The organism is Streptomyces sp. Ag109_O5-1 (genome assembly GCF_003814875.1).
GTDB classification, from domain to species: domain Bacteria; phylum Actinomycetota; class Actinomycetes; order Streptomycetales; family Streptomycetaceae; genus Streptomyces; species Streptomyces sasae.
Window position 1 is genome coordinate 11,045,109 of the sequence record NZ_RKQF01000001.1, and the last position, 26,072, is coordinate 11,071,180.

Here is a 26,072-nt window from a genome sequence, read left to right on the forward strand (position 1 = left end):
AGGAGAAGCTCGTGCAATACGAACTGCGCTACCGGGTCCTCGAACCGAGGCGCCAGACCTACCAGAACGTGATCGACCGCCTCGGCGACCAGCCGGCGAGCCGCTATCTCGAAGCGACACTCGACGTCGAGCCGACGGAGAACTTCCACTACCGGCCCACCTGGGCGCAGGACCGAGAGCTGTACGACGAGCGGTTCTCCGCCCTGCGGCTGACGGATCCGTACAGCTACACCGATCCGCGCCAGTACTACTACACGCCGTACGTGACTCAACGGGCCGCGCTGCACGACGAGTTCGGCAAGACGCTGGGCTACCTGGAGGCGCGCGACCTGCTCGCGAAGCTGCCCGAGGCGTGGCACACAGTGCTGACCTCGGTGGTCGTCCCGCTCAGGCACTACGAATCCGGGGCCCAGCTGGTGAGCGTCTCCGGCGCCCGCTTCGCCTACGGCACCTCCCTGGAGCAGTGCTGCACCTTCGCCGCGTTCGACCGGATCGGCAACGCGCAGATGCTCTCCCGGGCCGGGATCGCCGCCGGCGGCGGCACCGCCGAGGCGCTCAAGGAGGCCAAGCGGCAATGGCTTGACGGCGAGCACCTCCAGCCACTGCGCCGCCTGACCGAGGAGATCATGGTCGTCGAGGACTGGGCGGAGGGCCTGCTGGCCGTCGACCTCGTCGACTCACTCGTCTACCCGCTGCTGTACCAGCACCTCGACGAGACCGCGCTGCTCGGCGGGGCCGGCGCGTACAGCCTGGTCGCACAGCACCTGGCCACGTGGTACGCCGACCAGCGAAAGTGGCTGGACGCGCTGCTCACCTGCTGGGCGAGCGACCCGGAACGCGGCGAGGACAACCGCACCGCCCTGACCCGGATCGCCGCCACATGGGCCGACCGGGCACGCGACGCGGTCGCGTCCCTCACCGAGGCGATCGACCAGGCACTCCCGCAGGCGGCGAGCACCACTGTGCTCGGCGACCTCGCCGACGCCCACGCCACCGCATGGACCAAGATCACTGGAGGCGCCGCATGAGCACCGGAACACTGCGCCAGGTCGCCATCGACCTCCAGGAGTCCGAGGAGAACCGGGCCCTGATCGAGGCGATCAAGGACGACAACCCAGAACTGACCCTCCGTCACCTTCCTGGCCTGGTCAAGGTGCAGGCCGCGGGCCGGATCGTCATCAACCGCGAAAGCGTCGAGAACCGCCTTGGGCGGGAGTGGGAGACCGGCGAGTTCCAACTGGCCATCGTCTCCTACACCGGCAACTTCTCCGAGTGGGACGACGACCGGATCATTGTGAGTTGGGAGCACTGACATGAGCGTGCCCACGAAGAAAGCCGCCTCGAAGCCGGCCCGCAAGCTGCCGCTCAAGGAGCGCTACGCGCTGCTCACCCGCGACCTGGACTGGGAGCCGGGATACGTCGACCGTGAGCAACTCTTTCCGCACACCCGCTACGAGGGCATCAAGATCCACGACTGGGACGGCTGGCAGGACCCCTTCCGGCTGACCGTGGACGCCTACTACAAGTACCAGGTCGAGAAGGACAAGCGGCTGTACGCCGTGCTGGACGGCTTCGCCCAGAGCCAGGGTCACCTGTCGCTGTCGGACGCCAGCTACCTGAACGCCATCAAGCTGTTCATCCAGGGCGTCACGCCCCTGGAGTACGCGGCACACCGGCACTTCGCCTACCTGGCCCGCCATCTGGAGGGCCCGGCCCCCCGGTTCGCGGCGCTGTGCCAGAGCGTGGACGAACTGCGTCATTGCCAGACGCAGATCCACACCATCAGCAACTACAACAAGTACTACGGCGGCTTCCACAGCTGGTCGAAGATGCACGACCGGGTCTGGTACCTGTCGGTGCCCAAGTCCCTCTTCGACGACGCGATGACCGCCGGGCCGTTCGAGTTCCTCATCTCCATCTCGTTCAGCTTCGAGTACCTGCTGACCAACCTGCTGTTCGTGCCGTTCATGAGCGGCGCCAGCTTCAACGGCGACATGCCCACCATGTCGTTCGGCTTCTCCGCCCAGTCCGACGAGAGCCGGCACATGACCCTGGGCCTGGAGGCCATCAAGTTCCTGCTGGAGCAGGACGAGGGCAACGTGCCGATCATCCAGGACTGGATCGACAAATGGTTCTGGCGGGCGTACCGGATGTCCGCGCTGGTCGCGGGGATGATGGACTACATGCTGCCCAAGCCAGTGATGAGCTGGCGTGAGGCATTCGAGTTGTACTTCGAGGAGCAGATGCTCGGCGGGCTCTTCCCCGACCTCGAGTACTACGGCATCCAGCCGCCCCGGCACGTGAACGACGCGATCGCCGAGAAGGACCACCTCTCGCACCAGGTCTACAAGATCCTGCACAACTTCTCGTTCGCCGCCGCCTTCACCACCAAGACGCCCGACGAGGCCCACATGGCGTGGCTGGCGGAGCAGTACCCGGACTCCTTCGACCAGGTCTACCGGCCGGTCTGGGAGAAGCACCGGAAGATCGAGGCCGACGGCGGCCGGGTGTTCTTCCAAGGACTGCCGCAGCTGTGCCAGGTCTGCCAAGTTCCGATGGCCTTCACCGAGCCCGGAAATTCGGCCCAGATCTCCTTCCGGCGCAGCACCTTCCGCGACGAGACCTTCCACACCTGCAGCGACGGCTGTCAGTGGATCTTCGAACGGGAGCCTGAGAAGTACGTCCAGGCCTGGCTCCCCGTCCACCAGATCTACCGGGGCAACTGTGGCGGCCCCACCGTGCCCGATGTGCTCGCCTGGTACGGCATCCAGGAGGGCGACAACGGCGAGTACACCGGCTCGCCCGACCAGCTCGCCTGGGCCGCGTGGCACAGCGACGGCGACGACAAGGCGGTGTGAGATGACGGTCAAGGCGCTCTACGACTACGAGTTCCCGTCGGCCGACCGCGCCGAGGTGTTCGGCGACGACCAGCTGGTCTACGTGCACTGGCGGGGCAACCCGCTGTTCTGCTCGGCCGCCTGCTTCCGGGTGCCGAAGAACATGCCGTTCGCGGAGTTCGTCACCTCGATGCTGCACGGCTGGGCCGCGTCCGACCCCGACTTCGACCCGGCATCGGTCACCGACTGGCGGCTGTTCGACGAACAGCTCTCCGGTGGACAGGACAAGTCGCTGGCCGACCTCGGCATCGGACACAAGGCTCTGCTCAGCTTCGCGGCCTGAGCGGCCACCGCAATCCACCCGCGGGTGCGGGCGCTGCCCGAGAAGCCCCGCACCCGCGGGTCCGGCAAGGGAGAACCGCAGTGACCACTCACACCGTCCGCATCGAGCCGCTCGGCGCGGAGATCGAGTGCCGCGAGGACCAGACGGTGCTGGACGCCGCTCTGCGTGAGGGCATCTGGCTGCCGCACGCGTGCACCCACGGCACCTGCGGCACCTGCAAGGCACAGATCCTCGAGGGCGACGCCGACCTCGGTGACGCCTCCCCGTACGCGCTGCTGGAGAGCGAGCGGGAGGAGGGCTGCGCACTGCTGTGCGTGGCCTGCCCCCGAAGCGACCTCGTCATCGAGGGCGAGGTCGACGTCGAGGACGGCGTGGACATCCACCCGGTGCGGGACCGGGCGGGCCAGGTGGCCGTCGTTGAGGACATCGCCCCGGACGTCCGGCGGGTCGTCATCACGCTGGACGAGCCGCTGGCGTTCAACCCGGGACAGTACGTCCTGCTGGACGTGCCCGGCGGCGAGCAGCGGCCGTACTCCATCGCCAGCAGCCCCGCCGACGGCGGCCGTATCGAACTGCACATCAAGCGTTCCGAGGGCGGGGTGTGTACCGACGGCTGGATCTTCCAGACTCTGAGTGCGGGGGAGCGGGTCACACTCTCCGGTCCGTACGGCCAGTGCTCCTTCCGGCCGCTGCGCGATGAACCCGTTCTGCTGCTGGCCGGTGGCACCGGTCTCGCTCCGATGGTGTCGATGCTCCGGCACCTGCTCGAGACCGGCACCGAGCGCGAGGTCGTGCTCTACCACGGCGTCGCCACCCAGGAAGACCTCTACGACGCGGAGTGGTTCGAGACGCTTCAAGCGGAGCACGACTGGTTCACCTACCGCCCCGCCCTCTCCCGCGACAGCTGGCAGGGCCGCAGCGGGCGAGTCCCCGCCTTGCTGGCCGAGGACTATCCCCGCGCCTCCGGCCACGTGGCCTACGTCTGCGGCAGCCCCGCCATGGTCGCCGACACGATGAAGGCCCTGATGAAAGCGCGCCTCTTCCCACGTGACATCTATCGGGAGGACTTCTTCGACGCAGCCGACCGCGCTGCCGGCACTCACGTCGTGCGCAGTCCGCTCATCCGCCGATAAGGACCAGACGTGAAGATCACCAGGATCGAGACGATCCCGTTCGCCATCCCCTACCGCAAGGCGCTGCGCTTCGCGAGCGGAGAGGTGGGCACGGCCGAGCACGTACTCGTCCGCGTCCACACCGAGGACGGGATCACCGGCACGGCGGAGGCGCCACCCCGCCCCTTCACCTACGGCGAGACCCAGGCGTCGATCATCGCCGTCATCGACACCGTCTTCGCTCCGCAAATCCTGGGCGAGTCCGCGCTGCGCCGCGAGGCGATCTGGACCCGGCTGGCCAGGACGGTCGGCAACCCCACCGCCAAGGCCGCCCTCGACATGGCCCTGTGGGACGTCATATGCCAGTCGCTGGGCGTGTCGGTGACCGAGCTCCTCGGCGGGTTCACCGACCGGATGCGGGTCGCCCACATGGTCGGCTTCGCCCCGGCGGCCGAGATGGTGGCCGAGGCCGAGAAACTGCGCGCCGAGTACGGCATCACCGCCTTCAAGGTGAAGGTCGGGCGCCGCCCCTACCGGGACGACGTCGAGGCCACCCGCGCCCTGCGGGAAGCCCTCGGCGAGGACGTGGAGCTCTACATCGACGGCAACCGGGGCTGGACCGCGGCCGAATCGGCACGCGCCCTGCGCGAGCTGGAGGACGTGGGCCTCACCTTCGCCGAAGAGCTGTGCCCGGCCGACGACGTCCTCGCCCGGCGCTGGCTCGCCGAGCACAGCAGCATCCCGCTCTACGCCGACGAGAGCGCCACCCGGCCCGCCGAGGTCACCCGCGAACTCCTCGCCGGAGCGGCGCACGGGGTGAGCGTGAAGACGGCACGCACGGGCTTCACCCAGTCCCAGCGCATCGTCCACCAGTGCGAGGGCCTGGGGGTCGACGTGGTGATGGGCAACCAGATCGACGGCCAGATCGGCTCCCTGTGCAGCGCCGCGTTCGGAGCCGCCTACCAGACCACCGCGCGGCGCCCCGCGGAACTGTCCAACTTCCTGGACATGACCGACGACCTGCTCGCCGAGCCGCTGCGGATCGAGAACGGCACGGTCCGCGTACGCCCGGCCGCCGGCCTCGGCATCGAGATCGACGACAACAAGCTGAAGCACTACCGCCAGGACATGTGAACCGCCCATACATCTGACTCGACCACCAGCTCGAAGGAGAGCCGGACATGACTGATGTCACCACACAGCAGAGCACGGAACAGAAGGCCACCGCCGCTGCCTCCGGAGCCTCGGCGACCGAGCGTTTCCAGGCCAAAGAGCGCAGCGAGGCCGCCAGCAGCAAGGAGCGGGTCAGCACGCTCGCCTCGGAGGTCCTAGCCGCGGTGCACGACGTGATCCGCCGTCACAAGGTCACCTACGCCGAGTACGACGCCCTCAAGGCCTGGCTGATCCAGGTCGGCCTCGACGGCGAGTGGCCGCTCTTCCTCGACGTGTGGGTGGAGCACGTGGTCGAGGAGGTCAACAACGAGGCCCGCCCCGGCAGCAAGGGCACCATCGAAGGGCCGTACTACGTGCCGGGCGCCCCGGCCCTGTCCGCGGACGTCACCCTGCCCATGCGTGAGGGCGAGAGCGGTACCCCCCTCGTCTTCCAGGGCCAGGTGCGCAGCGCCGACGGCACCCCGCTGCCCGGCGCCCTGGTCGACATCTGGCAGGCCGACGCCGACGGCCTGTACGCGCAGTTCGCGCCGGGCCTACCGGAATGGAACCTGCGCGGACGGGTCACCGCCGACGAGAAGGGCTCCTTCCGTATCCGCACCGTCGAGCCGGCCCCGTACCAGATCCCGACGGACGGCTCCTGCGGCAAGCTGATCGCCGCTGCCGGGTGGCACGCGTGGCGCCCCGCCCACCTCCACCTGAAGGTCAGCGCCCCCGACCACCAGACGCTCACCACCCAGCTGTACTTCCGCGGCGGCGAGCACGTCACCGATGACATCGCCTCCGCCGTCAAGCCCGAGCTGGTCCTTGACCCCGGCCCGGCGGCGGACGGCAATGGGCACGAGGTCCACTACGACCTCGAGCTCGCGCCGGAACAGTGAAGGACCGGAGGAAACGCGATGCTGTTCGCGGTGCGCATGAGCGTGGATATTCCGCGGGACCTCGACCCCGAGGTACGCGCGGACCTGGTGGCCCGGGAGAAGGCCTACTGCCAGGAACTGCAGAAGACCGGTGAGTGGCTGCACATCTGGCGGTGCGTCGGCCAGTACGCCAACATCAGCGTCTTCGACGTCGCCGACAACGAGGCGCTGCACCGGATCCTGTGGAACCTGCCGCTCTTCCCCTACATGAACGTCGAGGTCATCCCTCTGGCCCAGCACCCGTCCGACCTCGCGGCCGGCGAGCAAGTGGCCTGATGGACAAGACGGTGGCCACCGCCCACGAGGCGGTGGCCGACATACCGGAGGGTGCCTCGCCGGCGGTGGGTGGGTTCGGGCTCAGCGGTGTGCCGAACGTGCTCATCCAGGCGTTGTAAGGAGTTCGCCCGCCAGTACCTGGCCGGGGAGCTGGAGCGCCGCCCAGGTCCTCGGCTGCCTCGCCGAATGGCCCGAGTTCGACCCGGCGGTCCTCAACCCGCAGGGCGGTGCCATCGCCCTCGGCCACCCCCTCGGCGCCTCTGGCGCCCGCCTCGCCGGCACCGTCGCCCACCAGCTCGCCCGCCGGGGCAGTGGCACCGGCATCGCAACCCTCTGCATCGGCGTAGGCCAGGGCCTCGCCCTCCTCCTCGAACGCTGAGAACCTCCACAGGAGCCGCAGTGAAACGCCGCCCTCTGCTGCATCACCGGGTGCTCGGTCCCATCGACGCGCCGCTGCTCGTCCTGGGACCCTCGCTCGGCACGTCGACGACCGTATGGGACCCCCATGTGGCGGTGCTTGCCGAGAGCCACCGCGTGCTGTGCTACGACCTTCCAGGGCACGGCGGCTCGCCGAGCGATCTCGTCCGGGATCACAAGCCCGGCCGTACGACAGTCGGCGACCTTGCCCACATGGTCCTGGACCTCGTCGCCCACCACGGCCGGGACCGGTTCCACTACGCCGGCATCTCGCTCGGCGGTGGTGTGGGGGTGCACCTCGCGCTGCATCAGCGGGACCACATCGCCTCGCTGGCGCTGGTCTGTTCCTCGGCGTACTTCGGCCCGCCGCAGTTCTGGCAGGAGCGCGCCGCTCTCGTACGACGCGAGGGAACCGGCGCCCTGCTCGAGGCCATGCCCGGCCGCTGGTTCGCCGATCCCGGCACAGCCGCGACCTCCCTCGGGAAGACCTTCCTGCAGGACCTCGCTACCGCCGACCCGATCGGCTACGCCGCCTGCTGCGACGCCCTTGCCGCCTACGACGTTCGGCGCGACCTGAGAAGGATCACCGCCCCCACGCTCGTGCTCGGTGGCTCCCAGGACACCGCCACACCCCTGCCACATGCCAGAGAACTCGCCGAGGGGATTTCCGGGGCGAAGTTGGTGACTCTGGATACGGGTCATCTCGCCGTGGAAGAGCCACAGGCCGTCGGGGCGGCGTTGCTGGCCCATCTCCGAATGGCGGGCGGCGCGGAGGACGCCGACCGGAACTCGTAGAGTGGCTGTGTGTCACAAGGAAACAGCGTTGTCGCGCGCAATGTGCGCCTTCTCAGGGAGCAGCGCGGCCTCTCCCTGGCCGAGCTGGCCCGCCGGGCGGGGCTGGCCAAGCAGACACTGTCGAATCTGGAGCAGGGCACGGGCAACCCCACGGTCGACACCCTGTTCTCCATCGCCACGGCCCTCGGCGTGCCGGTGACCCGGCTGGTCGCCGAGCGGGAACAGGTCATCACCGTGCAGCGGGGCGACGAGGTTGTCTGGGAGCAGCACGGAAGGTACGAGTCACGGTCGCTCGACCACATCTACGGCTCAGGTGTCATCGAGAACTACGTGGTGCGCATCGGCCGGCACAGCGACGGTGCGGACATGCCGTCCGAACCGCACCCGGTGGGCACGCTGGAGCACCTCTACGTCATCAGCGGCAAGGTACGCGTGGGGCCTGTCGACAGCCCGCTGGAGCTCGACGAGGGGGATTTCGCGCGCTATCCGGGCGACCGGCCCCACGTGTACGAGTCCCTGGCGGACGAGAGCCTGGTGCACATCGTGGTGAGCGTGCCGCGCGTCCAGCCTGGCACCGGCGGTACGAACCTGGCGCGGACCCACGGGAACGAAAGACGCTGAGCTTCGCCGCCCCTGGTGTGCCGCATCTCGGCACAACCGATTGGCCCACCCCCGGGACAGGGCGGAATCTGGCGTTGGCCGCTCGTCAGGGCGGTCCGGGGCCGCCAGGCGTGAGTGTCCGGGCATAAACCGTGGTGCTCTTGCGCGCACGCCTGGCCGGCCACCGTTCTCCGCGTCCAGACCAGGGGTGGGCATGTCGGAGACCGGGATCCATCCACAAACGGGTGGGGCCGGACAAACGTACCGCCGCTGCGCGGCACCCTGGTCACGCTCGGCGAGCGCCAACTCTCGCTGTACACCACCGGAAGCATCGAGTTCTACCGCACCTATCCCGGCATGTACATCCCGAGGCCCATCGGCATCAGGCCGTCTGACCAAGATGAACTGGAACCAGACCCGCCTGGACGGACGCCTCCCCGTCACCCTGCGCACAGCCAACCAGGTCAAATCCGTTCTGCGCTTCTGCCCTGCTGACCAGGCCGTCGCCACCCGATACGCCCACTACATGTAACGGAACGGCATCGGGGCGAAGAGGTCTCGGCTGAGTGTCGAGGGCGCCCTGCCTGTCGGTGGGGGACGATCCGATGTTGGCGGCGCGGCGCCAAGCCTGAGGAGCAAAAACACCTACTGATCGGGCGGGCGCGCGCCCATGCGAGCCGGGCAGTGACGATGTCGCGATCCAGGCGACCCGCCGCCTGGCACAACGCCACGGTGAGGGAGATCGCGAGTCACCAGGCCGATGCTCTGCAGTGGCTTCTCGTGGCGGTTCGTCGTGACGGCGCCGGTGACCGGCGACTCGACCACGTCGCAGCGACTCGGACTTCGCCGAACTCCAGCTCAATGATATGGCCCGTGCTCATGGACAGACGTTAGAGCAGATTGCTGTCGCACTCGGCATGCCTGACCGCCGACAGGCTCAGACTCGCTTCAGTCGACTGTGCCGGCGGTGTCCCGAATACGAACCGGTATCGGCCGCATCGCGATAGTGCATTACGGCGACGACGGCCAGAAGCGCCAACCGCACGAGAGTGGCGCACGTCAGGTGGGGCGAGAAGGGCGCTGTGGCACCGCACGACGCTTGTTGTGCCGTACGCCGTTGTGCGGCGGTTCAGGCGCCGAGGGCGGGGAGGACAACGGCGTCGATGTAATGGCTCACGAAGGCTCGGTCGGCCGACTTATCCTCGATCAACTGACGGGCGATCAGGGCACCGAGCAGCATGTGCGGCACGTAGGTCAGGGTCGGCGAGGCCGCGCTGATCTCACCCCGCTCGACCGCCCGGACGAGCACCTTGTCGAGTCCCGTCAGCTCCGGGTGAACGAGCAGGTCACGCAGCGCCTGGAACAGATCGGGATGGGTGTGCACGGCCTGGACGAGGCCCCGCATGAGCGAGGCGTTCTTCAGCATCTGCCGGTCGTCCAGTTGCGCCACCATCGCCCGGAAGTCACCCCGCAGGGATCCGGTGTCGACACCGGCAAGGGTGGCGGGCTTTTGATGGCGTAGCGCCATAGCGATCAGCTCCGGCTTGCCCGTCCACTGGCGGTAAAGGGTGGCCTTGCTGCACTGGGCCCGGGCGGCCACGGCGTCCATGGTCAAAGCCTCGTAACCGGATTCCCGCAGCACATCGAGCACGGCCTCGTACATCTCTGCCTCGCGCTCGGGCGTTATCCGGCTACGCGGCCTCGCGCGGTCCGGCCGCGCCGACGCCGCTGACGTCTTGCGCTCGGCCTCCGTCAACATCATCGACTCCCTCGAACGGAACCGTTCCGTGCGAAGAAAATCTATCCCGAGGAAGTATGAATACGAAACCGTTTCGGTAGTGAAAAGGGACACGGGCGAAGTCCGGCACTGACGATCGATCTGGGCCACCTGAGAAACTGGACCGCGAGCAGACCTGGAAGGGACATGCATGGCAAGCACGTCACCGGCCGCGGCGAAGCCCGGACGGCCCCGCGACCCGGGCGCGGATGAGCGCATACTCCAGGCGGTCGTGGACGAACTCGCCGAGGTCGGCATCGCCGGCTTCCGTATCAACTCCGTCGCCGCGCGTGCCAAGGTCGCCAAACGAACCCTCTACTCGCGCTGGCCCGAGCGCGACGATCTGATCCTGGCCGGCCTGGCCACCTTGTCCGTGCGGCTCGACCCGCCGTGCACGGGCAGCCTCGAAGAGGACATACGGCTTCTCTACGACGCCATGGCCGAGCATCTCGACAGCCCCCGCTGGCTGATCGGAGCTCGCTGCAGCTTCGAATTCCCCGACCACCCCGAGCTCTACGCGACGTTCCAGCGCGACTGCATCGACCAGCCGCTGGCCGTCATCGAGGACGTCCTCCGCGACGCCCAGGTGCGCGGCGAACTCCGCAGCGACATCGACAGCTCCGTGGCCGCGGAGACCTTCGCGACGTCGATCGGCGGGTTCAGCACGCACATCGCCCGCCTCCGCGGCATGAACACGCACGCAGTCCGTGACCGGTTCCTCGACCTGTTCCTTCATGGGCTGCGCGCAGTCGGAGACGCGGGATCAGGCTGACCGCTCCCCTCCGCGGGATGAGTGCCTGATCGCCCTTGGGCGTCGTGCTCCGTGCGTGAGTTCGACCTATGGGTCGTAGCCGTCCCGCACGCGCTCCCAGCCCTGACGGGCCGTTACCGGCGACGGGGCGGGGCAGGTCGTCGGGATGTGCCCGCCCTGGCAGCGGTGGTCATAAAACTGCCGTAGCTGCAGGTAGTCGCCGCTGGGGCGGCACGGGTCGGCGGAGTGGCCCGCCTCCGCGGGCGAGTGCACCCCTCGCCGGCCGTCATCCCCGCGCAGGCCAGCAAAGGCTCACACAGCTACCGGCTGGTCGTCCTCCCGCGGCACCAGCCCAAGGTCCGCATCCCGCGCGGACTCCACCTCATGCCGCAACAAGCGGAACCACATGAAGGCCACAAAGCCAGCAAAGACAAACCATTCCCCGGCCTAGCCAAGGTTCTGGAACGACTTCAGATCCAACCCGGAATGCCGCGTCGCACTCACCGACACGGCCTTCATCCCCTCGGCCAGCCCGTCCAGCCGCTGGGTGAGGAAGCGCCGCCGCCACTTGCGGACGGTGTCCGCGGTCACCCGCAACTCTCGGGCGACCGCGACGATCGGCGGCACCTCCGGCCCCGCACAGGCCAACACGATCCGCGCCCGCAGAGCCAGGGCCTGGGCCGATGTCGCCCGACGCGTCCACCGCTCCAACTCCGCCCGCTCCTCAGCAGACAGCAGCAACGGCTCCAGCTTCGGGCCCCGACAAGGAACTGACGCACGAGCGGCAGAAGTCACACAGCTACTAACGATCAACTACTGGCGCAGGACACTAGAGCACCTGTATGTGATCAGCGGCCGTGTCCGCGTGGGCCCCGCCGGGGAGCCGGTGGAGCTGTCGGCCGGGGACTTCGTGCGCTATCCCGGCGACCGTCCGCACGTCTACGAGTCGCTGGACGGCGAGAGCCTGGTGCACATCGTGGTGAGCGTGCCTCGCGTGCAGCCGGGCACTGGCGGTGTCAGCGTGGCGCGGACGCACGGCGGCGTCCGGCACTGATCCGGATGTGCTGTGCCGTCTTTCGGCACGTGTTCTCGCCGCGGCAGGCGCCGACCCGGAATGCTGGCGTCAGCCGCCGGTGGACGTCGGGGGCGACATCACCGCTGAACCACTCCTGGCAAGGACAGCGGTGAATCTGGTCGGGATCAGGTCACTCCGCTGGGCCCGGCCCGTCCGTGAGGCGACCTCGGTGCCGCACACACCGGGGTCGCCGTCCAGGTAAGTGGCCTGTTGGCTCTCGTGCGAGGGTCAAGCCGCAGACAGATTGTCGAACCTCGAGGGGGCCGCCTGCCGGCTTGCTGTGGCCGCGTTGACCGCGCGTGCCGCTTCGTAGGCCACGCGTCGCAGAGCCGGCGCGAACCGGGCGGGCTCGAAGCGGCGGTCGGCGCTCGCGACGGAGAAGGCGGCCACGGGTCGCCCGGCCGAGCCCATGATCGGTACGGCGACGCAGGTGAGGCCGGGAACAGCTTCCTGGCGGTCGTAGGCGACGCCGTCCCGGCGGATGCGGCGCAGCTCGGACCGGAAACGGTCGGGATCGGTGCAGGTGTACTCAGTGCGTGCCGCGAGTCCGTCGGCGATCGCGGCCTCGATGGCGTCGTGGTCGAAGGCGAGGAGGGCCTTGCCGACGCCGGTGCAGTAGGCGGGCAGGCGGGCGCCGATCCGGGAGGGGGAGCGGGTCGCTCGGTGGCCCTGGATCTTGTTGACGTACACGATGTCGGTGTCGTGCAGTACGGCCAGGTGCACGGTCTCGTGGGTCGTCTCGTACAGGTCCGCCAGATGCGGCATCAGGCATTCCTGCAGGAGCGGGGGATTGGGGCCGTAGACCCGTACGCCGATGTCGAAGAGCTGGGATCCCAGCCGGTAGTTGCTGCCGACACGTTCCACGAGGTCGTTGCGGTGGAGGATGCCCAGAAGTCGGAAGGTGGTCGACTTGGTCAGCCGTGTCCGCCGGGCCAGCTCGCTCACGCCGATTTCCCCGTCCAGTTCGGCGAGGGACTTCAGGAGGAAGAGCGCCTTGTCGACCGCGGTCTGCTGGTCGGGCTCGCCGGTCGCCGTGGCTGAGGGCTGCACGGAAGGCAAGGAGGGGAGTGGCATGGCGGGCTCCGATGGGGATCCAGGGTGGCCATTAAAATGGACGCGCGTCCAGCTTAATCGATCGTTTCGTCGTTGTAAAACGCCGGGGACCCCGCTTGCCTCTGTGTGACGGATCCGGTCGTCACCCCGTGCCGTATCCCGGCACGGTGGCTGGGCACGGCGGCCGGGAGCAGCGTCTGCTGTGGCCATGCAGCGACACGCCACAGTGGCCACGACCGCCGTCCTCGCCGCCCCGGCTTCCCCCGACGCACAGCTCGTCGAGGAGCCGGCGGCGTTGCTGCGGCGTGCCGAGGCCTGGGGGCACCTCCCGGCCGAAGGCTGGTGGAGGATTCCCGTCGCACCACTCACCGAGGAGTACGAGGACCTGGACCTGGCCGGCGCCTACGCCGTCCAGGAGGCCGACGTACGGATCCGTCTCGCGGCGGGTGAGCACCTCGTCGGACGCAAGGTGGGCCTCACGTCCTTGCCGATGCGCGAGCAACTCGGCCTGCCCGAAGCGAGCTTCGGGACCCTGTTCCAGTCGATGGTGATCCCGGACGGCGGCACCATCGACACGCGGGAGCTCATCGCCCCGCGAGCCGAGGCAGAGGTCGGTCTGGTCCTCGGCCGGCGGCTGTCCGGACCCCGCGTGACGGACGCGGAGGTCCGGGCAGCCGTCTCCCAGGTGGCGCCGACCATGGAGATCATCGACAGCCGCATCGCCGACCGGCGCGTCTCCCAGGCCGACACCGTCGCCGACAACGCCTCCTCGGCGCGCGTCGCCGTCGGCCGTCCCGTCGACGCCACGGACGACCTGCTCACGGGACTCCGGGACGAGTGCGTCGGGCCGTCCGCCGACGGGGAGCGCGTCGCGTTTGGCCTGGGGGCCGAAGTCCTCGGCGATCCGCTTCGGGCCGTGGCCTGGCCGGCCCGGACGCTCCACGCGCACGGCAGCGCTCTCCACCCGGGCGAGCTGCTGCTTCACCGGGTCTGTGCACGCCGGCGTCCCACTGACACCGGGCTCTCGGCTCGCCGTGCGGTCCGGCACCGGCCGCCTGCCCGGACTGACCCTCACCGTCCGATGAACGACCAGCAAGGAAGCGGGGGAGCCGCCATGCCACCGCGTGAACCGAAGCGCTCCGACTCTTCGGGTGTGCACATGAACGCACGTCGAACCACCAGCCCACGAGGGCGGCGCAGCGCGCGCCCGATCCGGCCCGAGGAGGCCCAGCGATGACAACCACGCCCGCCCGGCTGGGGGCACTTCCCGCCCGAAGGGTGGGGGAGGACCGCCTGGCTCGCGTACCCGAGCCGGCCGTCGACGTCAGCCCTTACTTCGACCTCGACCGCGGTCTGGTCGACCGCACGATCTTCAGCGACCAGGCCGTCTACCGGCAGGAGCTGCGCCGCGTTTTCGCGCCCAGCTGGCTGTTCCTCGCGCACGAGAGCCAGTTCACGAAGCCCGGTGACTTCTTCACCAGCTACATGGGCGAGGACCCGGTCATCGTCACCATGGGCAAGGACCGGAAACTGCGTGCCTTCCTCAACGCCTGCCGCCACCGCGGCATGCGGGTGTGCCGCGCCGACGCGGGGGCGACGAAGGCGTTCACGTGCAGCTACCACGGCTGGTCCTACGACACCTCCGGGAAGCTGATCAACGTCCCCAACGGAGGGGACTACCCCGCCCACTTCGAGCAGGACCAGTGGGGACTGATCGAGGTCGCGCAACTCGACACGTACAAGGGACTCGTCTTCGCGACCTGGAACCCCGAGGCCCCGCCCCTGGTGGACGCGCTCGGCGGACTGGCCTGGTACCTGGACGCGATGCTCGACCACGACCCGGAGGGCACCGAGGCCGTCGGCGGGGTGCACAAGTGGGTGCTGGAGGGCAACTGGAAGCTCGCCGCCGAGCAGTTCGCCTCCGACTGGTACCACGTCAACATCTCGCACGCCTCCGCGCTGATGGTCATGTCGCCCACCGGCAAGGGCCCCAAGACGGAGATCGTGCAGACGCCGGGCCGGCAGTACACCGACTCGCTGGGGCACGGGCACGGCTTTCCGACCCACCCCAAGAGCCGTTTCGACGACCGTGTCGTACACGAGTGGACCGACTACGAGGCGCTGCGCGAACGGCTCGGTGACGCCCGGGTCGAGGGGCCGATGACCACCGGGCACGGCACCGTCTTCCCGAACTTCTCCTACCTGCCCGTCAACGGCTCCATCCGCGTGTGGCACCCCAAGGGCCCGGACAAGATGGAGGTCTGGGCCTGGACCATCGTCGACAAGTCGATGCCGGACGAGGTCAAGGACGCCCAACGCATCTACAACCTGCGCACGTTCGGGCCGAGCGGCATCTTCGAGCAGGACGACGGCGAGAACTGGAGCGAGGTGCAGGCCACCGCGCACGGCTTCGTGGCCGGCTCCATGACGCTCAACTACCAGATGGGACTGGGGCTTCAGTCCGAGGACGGCGTCCACCCCGGCACCACCGGCCGCCTCTACAGCGACGGCGCCGCCCGCGGCTTCTACACCCGCTGGCGCGACCTGATGAACACGCCCGCCTGGCACGAGAAGAACACCGAGAAGAACCCCGAGGACACCCCATGAGCACCACCGGCACCGGCATCCGGGTCGCCGCCGTCGGCGACATCGAGGAGGGCGAGGCGCTGAAGGTGCCCGCCGAGACCACCGGCCACACCGACGCCATCGCCGTCTTCCACGAGGCCGGCGCCTACTACGCCCTCGACGACACCTGCACCCACGGCCAGGCATCGCTCGCCGACGGCTGGATCGAGAACGGCGAGGTCGAGTGCCCGCTGCACAGCGCCCGCTTCTGCCTCAAGTCCGGCGAACCGCAGTGCATGCCCGCCACCCTCGCCCAGCGCACCCACCGGGTCGAGGTGCGCGAGGGTGAGGTCTGGCTGCACCCCGGCGAGGAGGCCGACGCATGAGCGGGCCACGGCGCATCGCCGTCGTCGGCGCGGGCCTGGCCGCCGTCTCGACCTGCGACGCGCTGCGCGCCCAGGGCTACGACGGCGAGCTCGTGCTGTACTCCGCCGAGCGCGGGCTGCCCTACGACCGCCCGCCACTCAGCAAGGACGTCCTGCTCGGCAAGTCCCGCCGCGAGAACATCCTGCTGCGGCCCGAGCAGTGGTACGACGAGCAGGGCATCGAACTCCGCGACGGCGCCCCGGTCCGGGCGATCCGCCCGCACGAGGGCGGACTGGAGCTGGCCGACGGCGAGCTTGCCGCAGCCGACCGGATCGTACTGGCCACCGGCGGCACCGCGCGCCCCCTGCCGGTGCCGGGCGGCGACGACCCGGCCGTACACCTGCTGCGCACCTGGGAGGACGCCGAACGGCTGCGGGAGCGCCTGCTGCCCGGCGCCCGGGTGGCGGTGATCGGTGCCGGGCTGATCGGCGCGGAGACCGCGGCCGTCGCCCACGCCCTGGGCTGCCGCGTCACCCTCATCGACCCGCTACCGGTGCCACTGACCGCAGCGGTCGGGGACGACATCGCGAACGCACTGCATCGGAGGCACTCCGCCGAAGGCATCGGCGTCCTGACCGCCGGCGTCGAATGCATCGAGCGCCGTCCAGGCAACCTTGGAGTCCTGCTGCATCTCACCGGCTACGGGGCACCCGTGCTCGCCGACACCGTGGTGGTCGGCATCGGCATGCGTCCGGCCACGGAACTGGCCGAGGCCGCGGGGCTGCACGTCGACAACGGTGTGGTCGTCCACCCGGGTCAGCGCACCTCCCACCCCAATGTCCTCGCCGTCGGCGACGTCGCCCGCCCCGAAGGGCACAAGGTCCGTCATGAGCACTGGGAGGCCGCCCAGCGCGACGGCGAGGCCGCCGCCCACGGCATCCTCGGCCGCCCCCTGCCGTCCTTCGGCGCTTCCTGGTTCTGGTCCGACCGGCACGGCTCCCGGCTGGAGGCGGTCGGCACCATGGCAGACGCCGAGCGCACCGTGCTGCGCGGGGCTCCGGGCGACGGCGCCTTCACCGTCTTCGGGCTGCTGGGCGACCGGCTGGTGGCCGCGGCCGCCATCGACCGACCACGCGACATCAAGGCCGCCCGGCGGATCGCCGATCGCGGTGTCGCTGTCGACGCGGCCGCCCTGTCCGACGAGAGTGCGGATCTGCGCACGCTGCTGAAGCGCTGAACCGCCACGTGCCGCCTTGTGGCACACGCGCTCCCCGAACCGCCCCCTCCGCGCTGGAATGGCACCACCCGGCGCGGCCCGCAGGAGGACCCCCGATGAGCATCCACCCCCCGGACACCCCCCGGACGACCGCACCCGCCGTCGACGAGGACATGCGGCTCCACTTCGAGGTACAGCGCTTGTACGCCCTCGAGGCACAGCTGCTCGACCAGCACCGCTACGCCGACTGGCTGGAGCTGTTCACCGACGACCTGCACTACTGGGCGCCGGTACGCACCAACCGCCTGCGGCGCCAGCAGGCCCTGGCCGACGGCTCGCCCGGCGAGGTCGCCATCTTCGACGAGACCAAGGCCAGCCTGGCCTGGCGCATCCGCCGGTTCGACTCGGGCATGGCCTGGGCCGAGGACCCGCCGTCGCGGACCCGGCATCTGATCACCAACATCCTGGTCTGGCCGGCCGGCGAGCCCGGCGAGTACGTCGCCGAGTCGTCATTCCTCTGCTACCGCAACCGCCTGGAACGTGAGGTCGACCTCTACGCCGGCGGCCGCACCGACCAGCTGCGCCGCGACCCGGACGACGGACGGCTGCTGATCGCGCGCCGCACCATCCTGCTCGACCAGAACGTCCTGCTCGCCAAGAACATCAGCACCTTCCTGTAAGCCCTTGTGAACCGGAGCCCGCTCGTGACCACTGAACAGACCACAGAGGTGAAGCTCGTCGAGCACACCGTGCAGACCACGCTCGGCACCGTCGCGGTCAGCGAGGCGGGCGAGGGCCCGGTGCTGGTGATGCTGCACGGCGGCGGCCCCGGCGCGAGCGCGGTGGCCAACTACCGCCAGAACCTCCCCGCGCTCACCGAGCACTTCCGCGTGATCCTGCCCGACCAGCCCGGCTTCGGCGGCAGTTACCGCCCCACCGAAGCCGACCTCGACGCCCGCAGCATCACCGAGATCACCGTCGACGCCCTGCTGCAGACTCTGGACGCCCTCGGCATCGACCGCTTCCACCTGCTCGGCAACAGCCTCGGTGGGGCCGCCGCCATCGCCACCGCACTCGAAGTCCCAGGCCGGGTCGAGAAGTTGGTTCTGATGGCGCCGGGAGGAGGCTGGCTGCCCTTCGGACCGACCCCGACCGATGGCCAGAAGGCCATGTTCCGCTACTACAACGGCGAGGGCCCCACCCTGAAGAAGATGCGGGACTTCATCGGCGTGATGACCGCCGAGCCCAAGCGCTGGGCCGACACCGCGCAGGCCCGCTACGAGGCGTCCCTCGACGAGTCCCACATCGCCTTCTACCACGCCTACAACGCCGCTTTCGCCAAGCGGCACGGCATGGACCCGCTGTGGCAGCGCGTTCACAAGATCAAGGCGCCCACCCTCCTGCTGTGGGGCCGCGACGACCGCACCATCACCCTCGACGGCGCCCAACTCATGCTCAAGCAGATCCGCGACGTCCAGCTGCACGTCTTCGGCGGCTGCGGCCACTGGGTCCAGCTGGAGCGGCAGGCCGAGTTCGAGCGCCTGGTCACCGACTTCCTCGGGGAGCACTGAATCATGGGATGGCTGGAGGGCGAGGTCGCCCTGATCACCGGCGGGGGCTCCGGCATCGGTCGCGCCGTCGCCCTGCGCTACCTCGCCGAAGGCGCGAGCGTCGCCGTCCTCGGCCGTGGGGCCGAGCAGTTGGAGGAGGTCGTCGCCGCGGCGGGCGACCGCTCCGACCGGGTGCTGCCCCTCACCGGCGACGTACGCTCCCCGGACGATCTGCACCGGGCGGTGGACGCGACCGTCGAGAGGTTCGGCAAGCTGGACATCCTCGTCCCCAACGCCGGGATCTGGGACTACCACCGCAGCGTCACCAAGCTCGACGGCAAGGAGCTGTCCGAGGCGTTCGACGAGGTCTTCGGCATCAACGTCAAGGGCTACGTCCTCGCCGTCGAGGCGGCCTGGCGGGAACTCGTCGCCACGCGCGGCAGCATCGTGATGACGCTGTCCAACGCCTCCTTCCACACCGACGGTGGCGGTCCCCTGTACACCGCCAGCAAGCACGCCTGCCTCGGCCTGCTCCGGCAGTTCGCCTACGAGCTGGCGCCGCGGGTCCGCGTCAACGGCGTCGCCGTCGGCGGGATGCGCACCAAGCTGCGCGGCCCGCAGAGCCTGGGCCTTCAGGACCGCACGCTCGAAGCCTCCTTCGCCAAGAACGAGGCGTCCGGACAGGCACAGCAACCGCTCATCCCGCTGTACGACTCCAGCGTCGAGCCGGAGGACTTCACCGGCCCGTACGTCCTGCTCGCCTCCCGCGCCAACAGCGGCACCGTCACCGGCGCCGTGATCCCCGCCGACGGCGGCATCGCCGTCCGCGGATTCCGTTCCCCGGCCGGTGGCGCCGGCCTCTGAACCGTCTCCCCTTCTCACTTCCGCACGACAGCCATCGAAGGAGCCGCCGCATGGCCGCCGTCGACATCAGCCCCGCCGCGGCACTGCACCGCAGAGCCCAGTACCCCACCGCCTGCGCACTCGTCTACGAGGGCCACGAGATCTCTGCCGCCCAACTCAGCCGCAGGACGGCCGAGTTGGCCGCCGGGCTGGCCGTACGTGGACTGCGGCGCGGCGACCGGGTCGCCTACCTCGGCCTCAACAGCGTGACCTTCTTCGAGACGCTGCTGGCCGCGGCCCACCTCGGGGCGGTCTTCGTGCCGGTCAACTTCCGGCTCGCGGCCGAGGAGGTGCGCCACATCCTCAGCGACAGCGGTGCGCACACCCTGGTCGTCGAGGAAGGCCATCGCGCACTCGTCGAGTCGGTGATGAGCGACATACCCGCCCGCATCCACGTGCTGGTCGACACGGATCCGCGGTGCCCCGCGGCGACGGCACCCGCCGCCGTCTGGACACCGCTCTCGGAGCTGCTCGGAGCCGACCGACGTGGCACGGAGCCGGTGGCGCTGTACGACGACGACCTGGCGGTGCTCATGTACACGTCCGGCACGACCGGCCGACCCAAGGGAGTCATGCTCACCCACGGCAACCTCTGGTGGAACGCGGTCAACGTCGAAAGTGTCGTGGACACCCGCCCGGACGACGTGAACCTCGCCGTCGCCCCGCTCTTCCACATCGGCGGCCTCAACGCCCTCACCCTGCGCACCCTCGTGCGCGGCGGCACCGTCGTCGTGCGCCGCGGCTTCGACCCCGTCCAGTGCCTGGAGGACCTCGCCCAGCACCGCGTGACGACCCTGTTCGCGGTCCCCGCGATGTACAGCGCCCTGAACCGCGCGCCCGGCTTCGCCGCGGCCGACCTCTCCGCCCTGCGATCCGCGATCGTCGCGGGCGCCCCCGTCCCGCCCCAGCTGATCAAGAGCTACGAAGAACGCGGCATCCTGCTCCAGCAGGCGTGGGGGCTGACGGAGACCGCGCCCTTCGCCTGCTACCTCCCGGCCGGGCTCACGGCGGAGAAGGCCGGATCGACCGGCGTACCCATGCCGTACACGGAGGTCCGCATCGTCGACCCGGTCACCGGGGCGGGCGTGCGGGACGCGGACACGCGCGGGGAGATCTGCGTGCGCGGCCCGAACGTCACGCCCGGCTACTGGAACAACCCCGAGGCCACCCGTGCCGCCTTCGACGACGCGGGCTGGTTCCACAGCGGCGACATCGCGCATCGGGACAAGGACGGCTTCTACTACATCGTCGACCGCCTCAAGGACATGATCATCAGCGGCGGGGAGAACGTGTACCCGGCCGAGGTCGAGCACGTTCTCGCCGCGTACCCGGGTGTCCTGGAGGCGGCCGTCATCGGCGTCCCGCATCCGAAGTGGGGCGAGACCGTGCTCGCCGTGCTGACCTGCGAGCCCGGGACCACGCCCACACTGGAGGAGGTGCGCGCCTTCACCGGCGGGCACCTGGCCCGCTACAAGCTGCCCACCGAGGTGCTGATCGCCGAACAGCTGCCCCGCAACGGCAGCGGCAAGCTGGTCAAGTCCCAACTGCGGAGCTGGGTCGAGACCCAGCGGCCCGCCGAGACACTGTGAGCCGGCCATGAGCATACACACCGCCGTCGTACCGGCACCGCCCGAACCCGTCCTGGGTACCGACTGGACGCTGCGCCCGCTCGACGAGCCCGCCACGGTGACCCCGCAGACGGCGCGCACGTACGCCGTCACCGAGGCCCAGGGCGGTCCGACGCTGCTCCTGCGCGTCCACCGCGTCGCGCACCACCCGCTGCACAGCTGCTATCCGTACGGCACCCACGACCTTGCCCTGGGCCTGGTCCTCCCCGACCACGGGCCGTCCGGCCCAGCGCTTGCCGCGAAACTGCTGTGCGCCCTCGTCCCCGCACTCTTCCTCGCCGACCCCCGCTGCCGCCGCATCGTCGCCGCACCGAACGAGAGCGACACCGTCACCCAGTCCGCCCTTGAGGCGGGCGGACTCCTCCGGGTCACCGAGGCCGACCTGCCCGACGCCAGCGTGGTCCTGTTCGCCGCCGAACCCCCGGACCTCGCCGACATGTCCACCGCCCTCGACGACATGCCCCACTGACCACCGCCTCATCGCGTGGAGAGGTGGAGAGGAGCAAGCTCGGCCCAGATGGTCTTGCCGGTGCGGGTGTAGCGCGTACCCCATCTTCGGGTGAGCTCGGCGACCATGAACAGGCCGCGGCCGCCCTCGTCGAACACCCGGGCGCGGCGGAGGTGCGGACTGGTGCTGCTGCCGTCGGAGACTTCGCAGATCAGTGCCTCGTCCTTGATCAGCCTGAGGCGGATCGGGCCGCTGGCGTACCGGATGGCGTTCGTCACCAGCTCGCTGATGACCAGTTCCGTGACGAACGCGGTTTCCTCCAGGCCCCATGCGACCAGCCGGGCGCAGGCGCGGCGGCGGGTCTCGGCGACGACCGCGGGGTCGACGGGAACGTCCCAGGAGGCGACGCGGTCCTCGCCGAAGAGACGGGTGCGGACCAGGAGCAGGGCGATGTCGTCGGTGCGCGCTTCGGGGCTCAGGGTGCCCAGGACGGTGTCGCACAGCGTCGCAAGTGAGGACGCGGGCCGGGCCAGAGTGTGGCGCAGGGCGTCGAGTCCCTCGTCGAGGTCGCGATCGCCGGCCGAGAGGAGGCCGTCGGTGAACAGGGCGAGCAGACTTCCTTCGGGCACGGTGACCTCGGCCGCCTCGAAGGGCAGGCTGCCCAGCCCCAGAGGCGGGCCGGCGGGCAGGTCGATGACCGTGCTGGTGCCGTCGGGGTGTACCAGGATCGGCGGGGGATGGCCGGCCCGGGCAAGGGAGCAGATGCCGGAGAGGGGGTCGTAGACCGCGTACAGGCAACCGGCTCCGATGGCGCCGGGGATCTCACCGGTGGCGACGGTGTCGTCCTCGGTGTGGGTGACGATGTCGTCGAGGTGGGTGAGGAGCTCATCGGGCGGGAGGTCGATGTCGGCGAGGGTGCGCACCGCCGTACGCAGGCGGCCCATGGTGGCTGAGGCGTTGATGCCGTGGCCGACGACATCGCCGACGACCAGGCCGACGCGGGCGCCGGGCAGCGGGATCACGTCGTACCAGTCACCGCCCGCCTGCGTGCCGCCGCCCGCAGGGAGATAACGGGAAGCCGTCTCCACGGCAGGATGCGTGGTCGGGCCGTGCGGCAGCAGGGTGCGTTGCAGCGCCAGCGAGATGCCGCGTTCGCGGGTGAACCGGCGGGCGTTGTCCAGGCAGACCGCGGCCCGCGCGACTAGGTCCTCGGTGACGGCAAGATCGTCGGGGCCGAACGGCTCGCGAGATGAGCATCTGATGAACAAGACTGCTCCGAGGATGGTGCCCCGGGCGCGGATGGGTACGGCGATCAGCGAACGCAATCCGCATGCGCGGGCCTGCGCCGCCTGGACAGGGTCGTCGGCGAACCAGCGGACGACCTGGGAGTCGTCGACGTGGTGCCGTGCCGCCCGGCCGCTGGCCAGACACCGGGCGATCGGCGAAGAAGCAACATGGTTACTGATCTCGTCCGTGACCGGATGCTCGCCGGACGTCGCGGACGCCACCCGGTATGCCGCCCGGCGCAGCGGGACGGGACCGGACAGGACAGGTGCGGGCACATCGCCCTGGAAGACGGGGTCGAGCAGGTCCACGCTGACGAGGTCGGCGAAGCGGGGCACGGCGACCTCGGTGAGCTCGCGTGCGGTGCCCACCACGTCCAGGCTGGTGCCGATGCGGGTGCGGGCCTCACTCACGAGGGCCAGCCGCTCCCGGGACTCGTACTGCTGGGAGTAGTCGTACGCCGACAGACCCGCCCCCTGCACCTGGCCGGCTTCGTCCGTGAGCGGGAAGATGTCGATAGCCCAGGCGTGCGCCCTCGGCTCCCTCGGAAGCCTCACGAAGGGCTCGGCGAATTCGGGCTTCCCGGTCTGAAGAACCCGGCGGACCCGTTGCTCGACTTCCTCGTATACGGGGCCCTGCAGGATCTCGGTGATGAACCGGCCGCGGAAGTCGTGCTCGGAGAGGCCCGCCGCCTGCTGTATCACCTCGTTGCCGAACAGTATGCGTCCCTCGCGGTCATAGATCGAAAGGGCGAGGGGCTGCTTCCCGAACATCCATCGCATGAGTGAGCACTCGTCCGGGGAGTCCGTCCTGGGTACGACAATCACCAGGCACCCGCTCGGCCGCTTGTCGGACGGCAGCGGATAGAGGCGCACCTGAGCATCCGACAGCCTGCCGTCCCGGTGCCTCAGCACTGCCCAGTCAGCGGTGAACAGATTGGCCAGAGGCTTGCCGATGACGTCCTCGGGGGCATAGCCCCACAGCGTCTGGGCGCCGCTGCTCCAATGGGTCACCCGGCCGTCCGGGTCCGTGACCGCGATGGCCGCAGCCGTGCCGAGGAAGACCCCTGTCGACGCCGGAGGGAGTCGGCCGGGCGGCTCGTCGGACGTCATTGTCGTGCCCTAAGTGTCGCCTAAGTTGCCTTGTTGCCGGACGTGCTGACCATGTTCACGATCCCCCTGAGGGTGGCAGGTTTCAAGCCGAGCGGCCACGCGGCAGTCCGAGATCGACGAGCGAGTCGTCCTCGACCCGGACGGCGGCGGTGCGGCCGTCGAGACGGATGGTTGCGAGCTTCACGCGTGACTCTCCTCGGTGTGGGCGCGGAACAGGTTGAGCTTGGAGAGGATCGGAGCATCGCTGAACTGGAACAGGTCCAGCGCTCCGGAGTCGGAGTCCGAGGGCGACGCCTGTGACCGGATCGACAGCCGTGTCCATGACGGGACGACGAAGAGGTCGCCACGGGTGACGGACCAGGAGAAGTCGCCCACGGTCACCTCTCCCGAGCCTTCGAAGACCTGGTACACGGACGACCCCGTTTCCAGGCGCGGGGTGGTCTCCGCGCCGGTGCGGATGCGGTGGAACTGGGCGCGGATGGTCGGCAAGACGTCCCTGCCGTCGCTGGGAATGGTGTAGCGCACCAGCGCGTGGCCGGGGTCGACGGTGCCGGGGTGGCCGGCGTGCTCCAGCTCCAGCTGGTCGGAGAGGGTGGCGTCGGTGTCCGCCCCGCGATAGGCCGGCCGCGGAGTGCCCTGCCTGCGGCCGAGCTGGGAGACCGGCACCAGCCCCGGATGTCCCCACAGCCGCTCGGAGCGCGACCGGTCCGGCGCCGTGTGCTCCTCCTCGGACAGCTTCTCCCGGCCGAAGTCGAAGACAGCTGGTGAGCCAGTTCGGCCAACTCGGTCACCAGGGGGCTCTATAGCCAGTCAAGACGGCCTGACCTGCGGCAACGGACTATGCGTGCGGCATTCTCGGATGTGGGCTCAGTGGGCGTCGGCGGGAATGTGTTGGGGACCGATCCGCTTGCGGAACACCCAGTAGGTCCACCCCTGATAGAGCAGCACCAGCGGCATCATGATGACCGCGACCCACGTCATCACCTTCAGTGTGTACGGACCCGAGGCCGAGTTGTCGATCGTCAGGTTCCACGCGTCGTTGAGCGAGGAGGGCATGAGGTCCGGCGCCAGGGCCAGGAAGATCGCCGCCACCACGGACGCGATGGCGACCCCGGTGAAGCTGAACGCCCACCCTTCCCGCGCCTTGGCGTTCATCGCGAGCGTGCCAAGAAGCCCGACGACTGCCACGGCAAGGGCCATCGCGGTCCACGCCGTCCCGCGCTCCGCCTGGATCCAGATCAGCAGCGCGCCCCCCAGAAGCAGAGCGACCACGGTGGCTTTGGTGGCAAACGTACGGGCCCGTACCCGGATGTCACCCACCGTCTTCAGCGCGGTGAACACCGCTCCGTGCACGGTGCACAGCGCGACGAAGGCGAGACCACCGAGCAACGCAGGCCAGTTCAGCAGGTCAGCGAACGAACCGGCGAAATCCTGCTGGGAGTTGATCGGCACGCCCCGCACCATGTTGGCGAACATCATTCCCCACAGGAACGGCAGCAGCAGCGAGCTGGCGAACAGCACCAGCTCCCAGTTGCGCTGCCAGCTCTCTTCCGGCCGCTTGTGCCGGTATTCGAAGGCCAACACCCGCACGATCAGCAGCAGCAGAGCGAGGACCAGCAACAGGTAGAAACTGCTGAAGAACGTCGCGTACCAGACCGGGAACGCGGCGAACATTGCGCCGGCCGCGGTGATCAGCCAGACCTCGTTGCCGTCCCACACCGGTCCGATGATGTTGATCAGTACGCGGCGCTCAGTCCGGTCGCGCGCGAGCAACCTGGTCAGGATGCCGACCCCGAAGTCGAACCCTTCCAGGAAGAAGTAGCCGGTCCACAGGACGGCGATCAGAAGGAACCAGAAGTCGTTGAGGCCCATGG

The 26,072-nt window shown here is 69.5% G+C and carries 26 protein-coding genes and 4 pseudogenes; 24 read left to right on the forward strand and 6 right to left on the reverse strand.

The genetic code is table 11. The features are described from left to right. Positions 1 to 11 precede the first annotated feature (11 nt). From EDD90_RS50280 to EDD90_RS58075, 13 genes and pseudogenes are all read left to right on the forward strand, one after another. Positions 12 to 1,028: a phenol 2-monooxygenase gene (locus EDD90_RS50280; RefSeq protein WP_123979877.1), complete on the forward strand. Its 1,017-nt coding sequence runs from the start codon at positions 12 to 14 to the stop codon at positions 1,026 to 1,028. Further along, the gene (locus EDD90_RS50285; RefSeq protein ID WP_123979879.1) at positions 1,025 to 1,312 is read left to right on the forward strand and encodes an MmoB/DmpM family protein; all 288 of its coding nucleotides are present in this window, start codon (positions 1,025 to 1,027) and stop codon (positions 1,310 to 1,312) included. Before EDD90_RS50280 ends, EDD90_RS50285 begins: the two co-directional genes overlap by 4 nt. Before the next feature lies 1 nt (position 1,313). Then, positions 1,314 to 2,858 (forward strand): YHS domain-containing protein, encoded by a 1,545-nt coding sequence (locus tag EDD90_RS50290; protein ID WP_123979881.1) that lies wholly within the window; start codon positions 1,314 to 1,316, stop codon positions 2,856 to 2,858. A gap of 1 nt (position 2,859) precedes the next feature. After that, the gene (locus EDD90_RS50295) at positions 2,860 to 3,180 is read left to right on the forward strand and encodes a phenol hydroxylase subunit P4 (RefSeq protein ID WP_123979883.1); all 321 of its coding nucleotides are present in this window, start codon (positions 2,860 to 2,862) and stop codon (positions 3,178 to 3,180) included. A gap of 80 nt (positions 3,181 to 3,260) precedes the next feature. Further along, positions 3,261 to 4,313, forward strand: a complete 1,053-nt coding sequence (locus tag EDD90_RS50300) for an NADH:ubiquinone reductase (Na(+)-transporting) subunit F (RefSeq protein ID WP_123979885.1) — start codon at positions 3,261 to 3,263, stop codon at positions 4,311 to 4,313. Positions 4,314 to 4,322: 9 nt separating this feature from the next. Next, positions 4,323 to 5,426: a mandelate racemase/muconate lactonizing enzyme family protein gene (locus tag EDD90_RS50305; protein ID WP_123979887.1), complete on the forward strand. Its 1,104-nt coding sequence runs from the start codon at positions 4,323 to 4,325 to the stop codon at positions 5,424 to 5,426. Between the two features lie 47 nt (positions 5,427 to 5,473). Then, positions 5,474 to 6,343, forward strand: a complete 870-nt coding sequence (catA, locus tag EDD90_RS50310) for a catechol 1,2-dioxygenase (RefSeq protein ID WP_123979889.1) — start codon at positions 5,474 to 5,476, stop codon at positions 6,341 to 6,343. 18 nt (positions 6,344 to 6,361) lie between these two features. Beyond that, positions 6,362 to 6,658, forward strand: a complete 297-nt coding sequence (gene catC, locus EDD90_RS50315) for a muconolactone Delta-isomerase (protein ID WP_123979891.1) — start codon at positions 6,362 to 6,364, stop codon at positions 6,656 to 6,658. Next, positions 6,658 to 6,774 (forward strand): annotated as a pseudogene (locus EDD90_RS50320) (CoA-transferase); the annotation flags it as partial. The gene catC and the pseudogene EDD90_RS50320, both read left to right, overlap by 1 nt. Before the next feature lie 41 nt (positions 6,775 to 6,815). After that, positions 6,816 to 7,037 (forward strand): annotated as a pseudogene (locus EDD90_RS58070) (3-oxoadipyl-CoA thiolase); the annotation flags it as partial. Between the two features lie 20 nt (positions 7,038 to 7,057). Further along, positions 7,058 to 7,870, forward strand: a complete 813-nt coding sequence (locus tag EDD90_RS50325) for an alpha/beta fold hydrolase (protein WP_260328584.1) — start codon at positions 7,058 to 7,060, stop codon at positions 7,868 to 7,870. 9 nt (positions 7,871 to 7,879) lie between these two features. Beyond that, complete coding sequence (locus EDD90_RS50330; RefSeq protein WP_123979895.1) at positions 7,880 to 8,491, forward strand: helix-turn-helix domain-containing protein; 612 nt, start codon at positions 7,880 to 7,882, stop codon at positions 8,489 to 8,491. Between the two features lie 379 nt (positions 8,492 to 8,870). Next, the gene (locus EDD90_RS58075) at positions 8,871 to 9,002 is read left to right on the forward strand and encodes a hypothetical protein (protein ID WP_260328585.1); all 132 of its coding nucleotides are present in this window, start codon (positions 8,871 to 8,873) and stop codon (positions 9,000 to 9,002) included. A 597-nt stretch (positions 9,003 to 9,599) separates the two neighbouring features. On the opposite strand, the gene EDD90_RS50340 is transcribed toward EDD90_RS58075, so the two are convergent. Then, positions 9,600 to 10,133, reverse strand: a complete 534-nt coding sequence (locus tag EDD90_RS50340) for a TetR/AcrR family transcriptional regulator (protein WP_260328817.1) — start codon at positions 10,131 to 10,133, stop codon at positions 9,600 to 9,602. A 265-nt stretch (positions 10,134 to 10,398) separates the two neighbouring features. Here EDD90_RS50340 and EDD90_RS50345 point away from each other — a divergent pair, with 265 nt between their 5' ends. Then, positions 10,399 to 11,019 (forward strand): TetR/AcrR family transcriptional regulator, encoded by a 621-nt coding sequence (locus EDD90_RS50345; protein ID WP_123979897.1) that lies wholly within the window; start codon positions 10,399 to 10,401, stop codon positions 11,017 to 11,019. Between the two features lie 291 nt (positions 11,020 to 11,310). Here the strand turns inward: EDD90_RS50345 and EDD90_RS59265 are convergent. Next, a pseudogene (locus tag EDD90_RS59265) lies at positions 11,311 to 11,793 on the reverse strand (helix-turn-helix domain-containing protein). A 49-nt stretch (positions 11,794 to 11,842) separates the two neighbouring features. Here EDD90_RS59265 and EDD90_RS50355 point away from each other — a divergent pair. Then, entirely contained in the window at positions 11,843 to 12,052 is a 210-nt protein-coding gene (locus tag EDD90_RS50355) for a hypothetical protein (RefSeq protein WP_260328586.1), read from the forward strand. Positions 12,053 to 12,301: 249 nt separating this feature from the next. Here EDD90_RS50355 and EDD90_RS50360 read toward each other — a convergent pair whose 3' ends face one another. Beyond that, positions 12,302 to 13,123 carry an IclR family transcriptional regulator gene (locus EDD90_RS50360; RefSeq protein WP_260328587.1) on the reverse strand — a complete coding sequence of 274 codons (822 nt, stop codon included), beginning with the start codon at positions 13,121 to 13,123 and terminating at the stop codon, positions 12,302 to 12,304. A 211-nt stretch (positions 13,124 to 13,334) separates the two neighbouring features. On the opposite strand from EDD90_RS50360, the gene EDD90_RS50365 reads away from it, so the two are divergent. The 9 genes from EDD90_RS50365 (at position 13,335) to EDD90_RS50405 (ending at position 21,823) form a co-directional block, all read left to right on the forward strand. Next, a complete protein-coding gene (locus EDD90_RS50365) occupies positions 13,335 to 14,363 on the forward strand; it encodes a 2-keto-4-pentenoate hydratase (RefSeq protein ID WP_123979900.1) in 1,029 nt (342 codons plus the stop codon). Beyond that, complete coding sequence (locus EDD90_RS50370; RefSeq protein ID WP_260328588.1) at positions 14,360 to 15,733, forward strand: aromatic ring-hydroxylating dioxygenase subunit alpha; 1,374 nt, start codon at positions 14,360 to 14,362, stop codon at positions 15,731 to 15,733. The genes EDD90_RS50365 and EDD90_RS50370 overlap by 4 nt, the downstream gene beginning before the upstream one ends. Continuing rightward, on the forward strand, positions 15,730 to 16,077 hold the full coding sequence (locus EDD90_RS50375; protein ID WP_123979902.1) for a bifunctional 3-phenylpropionate/cinnamic acid dioxygenase ferredoxin subunit: 348 nt from the start codon (positions 15,730 to 15,732) through the stop codon (positions 16,075 to 16,077). Before EDD90_RS50370 ends, EDD90_RS50375 begins: the two co-directional genes overlap by 4 nt. After that, positions 16,074 to 17,294: an NAD(P)/FAD-dependent oxidoreductase gene (locus tag EDD90_RS50380; RefSeq protein WP_123979904.1), complete on the forward strand. Its 1,221-nt coding sequence runs from the start codon at positions 16,074 to 16,076 to the stop codon at positions 17,292 to 17,294. The genes EDD90_RS50375 and EDD90_RS50380 overlap by 4 nt, the downstream gene beginning before the upstream one ends. A 95-nt stretch (positions 17,295 to 17,389) precedes the next feature. Then, a complete protein-coding gene (locus EDD90_RS50385) occupies positions 17,390 to 17,953 on the forward strand; it encodes a 3-phenylpropionate/cinnamic acid dioxygenase subunit beta (protein ID WP_123979906.1) in 564 nt (187 codons plus the stop codon). Between the two features lie 24 nt (positions 17,954 to 17,977). Next, a complete protein-coding gene (locus tag EDD90_RS50390) occupies positions 17,978 to 18,844 on the forward strand; it encodes an alpha/beta fold hydrolase (protein WP_123979908.1) in 867 nt (288 codons plus the stop codon). A gap of 3 nt (positions 18,845 to 18,847) precedes the next feature. Further along, entirely contained in the window at positions 18,848 to 19,687 is an 840-nt protein-coding gene (gene hcaB, locus EDD90_RS50395) for a 3-(cis-5,6-dihydroxycyclohexa-1,3-dien-1-yl)propanoate dehydrogenase (protein WP_123979910.1), read from the forward strand. Positions 19,688 to 19,737: 50 nt separating this feature from the next. Then, entirely contained in the window at positions 19,738 to 21,315 is a 1,578-nt protein-coding gene (locus EDD90_RS50400; protein WP_123979912.1) for a long-chain fatty acid--CoA ligase, read from the forward strand. 7 nt (positions 21,316 to 21,322) lie between these two features. Continuing rightward, complete coding sequence (locus EDD90_RS50405) at positions 21,323 to 21,823, forward strand: GNAT family N-acetyltransferase (RefSeq protein ID WP_123979914.1); 501 nt, start codon at positions 21,323 to 21,325, stop codon at positions 21,821 to 21,823. 8 nt (positions 21,824 to 21,831) lie between these two features. Here EDD90_RS50405 and EDD90_RS50410 read toward each other — a convergent pair whose 3' ends face one another. The 3 genes and pseudogenes from EDD90_RS50410 to cydB all read right to left on the reverse strand — a co-directional run bounded on the left by EDD90_RS50410 (position 21,832) and on the right by cydB (position 26,070). After that, entirely contained in the window at positions 21,832 to 24,198 is a 2,367-nt protein-coding gene (locus EDD90_RS50410) for a SpoIIE family protein phosphatase (RefSeq protein ID WP_123979916.1), read from the reverse strand. 180 nt (positions 24,199 to 24,378) lie between these two features. Next, a pseudogene (locus EDD90_RS50420) lies at positions 24,379 to 24,954 on the reverse strand (cupin); the annotation flags it as partial. A gap of 111 nt (positions 24,955 to 25,065) precedes the next feature. Next, positions 25,066 to 26,070 (reverse strand): cytochrome d ubiquinol oxidase subunit II, encoded by a 1,005-nt coding sequence (gene cydB, locus EDD90_RS50425; RefSeq protein WP_123979918.1) that lies wholly within the window; start codon positions 26,068 to 26,070, stop codon positions 25,066 to 25,068. Positions 26,071 to 26,072: the final 2 nt, after the last annotated feature.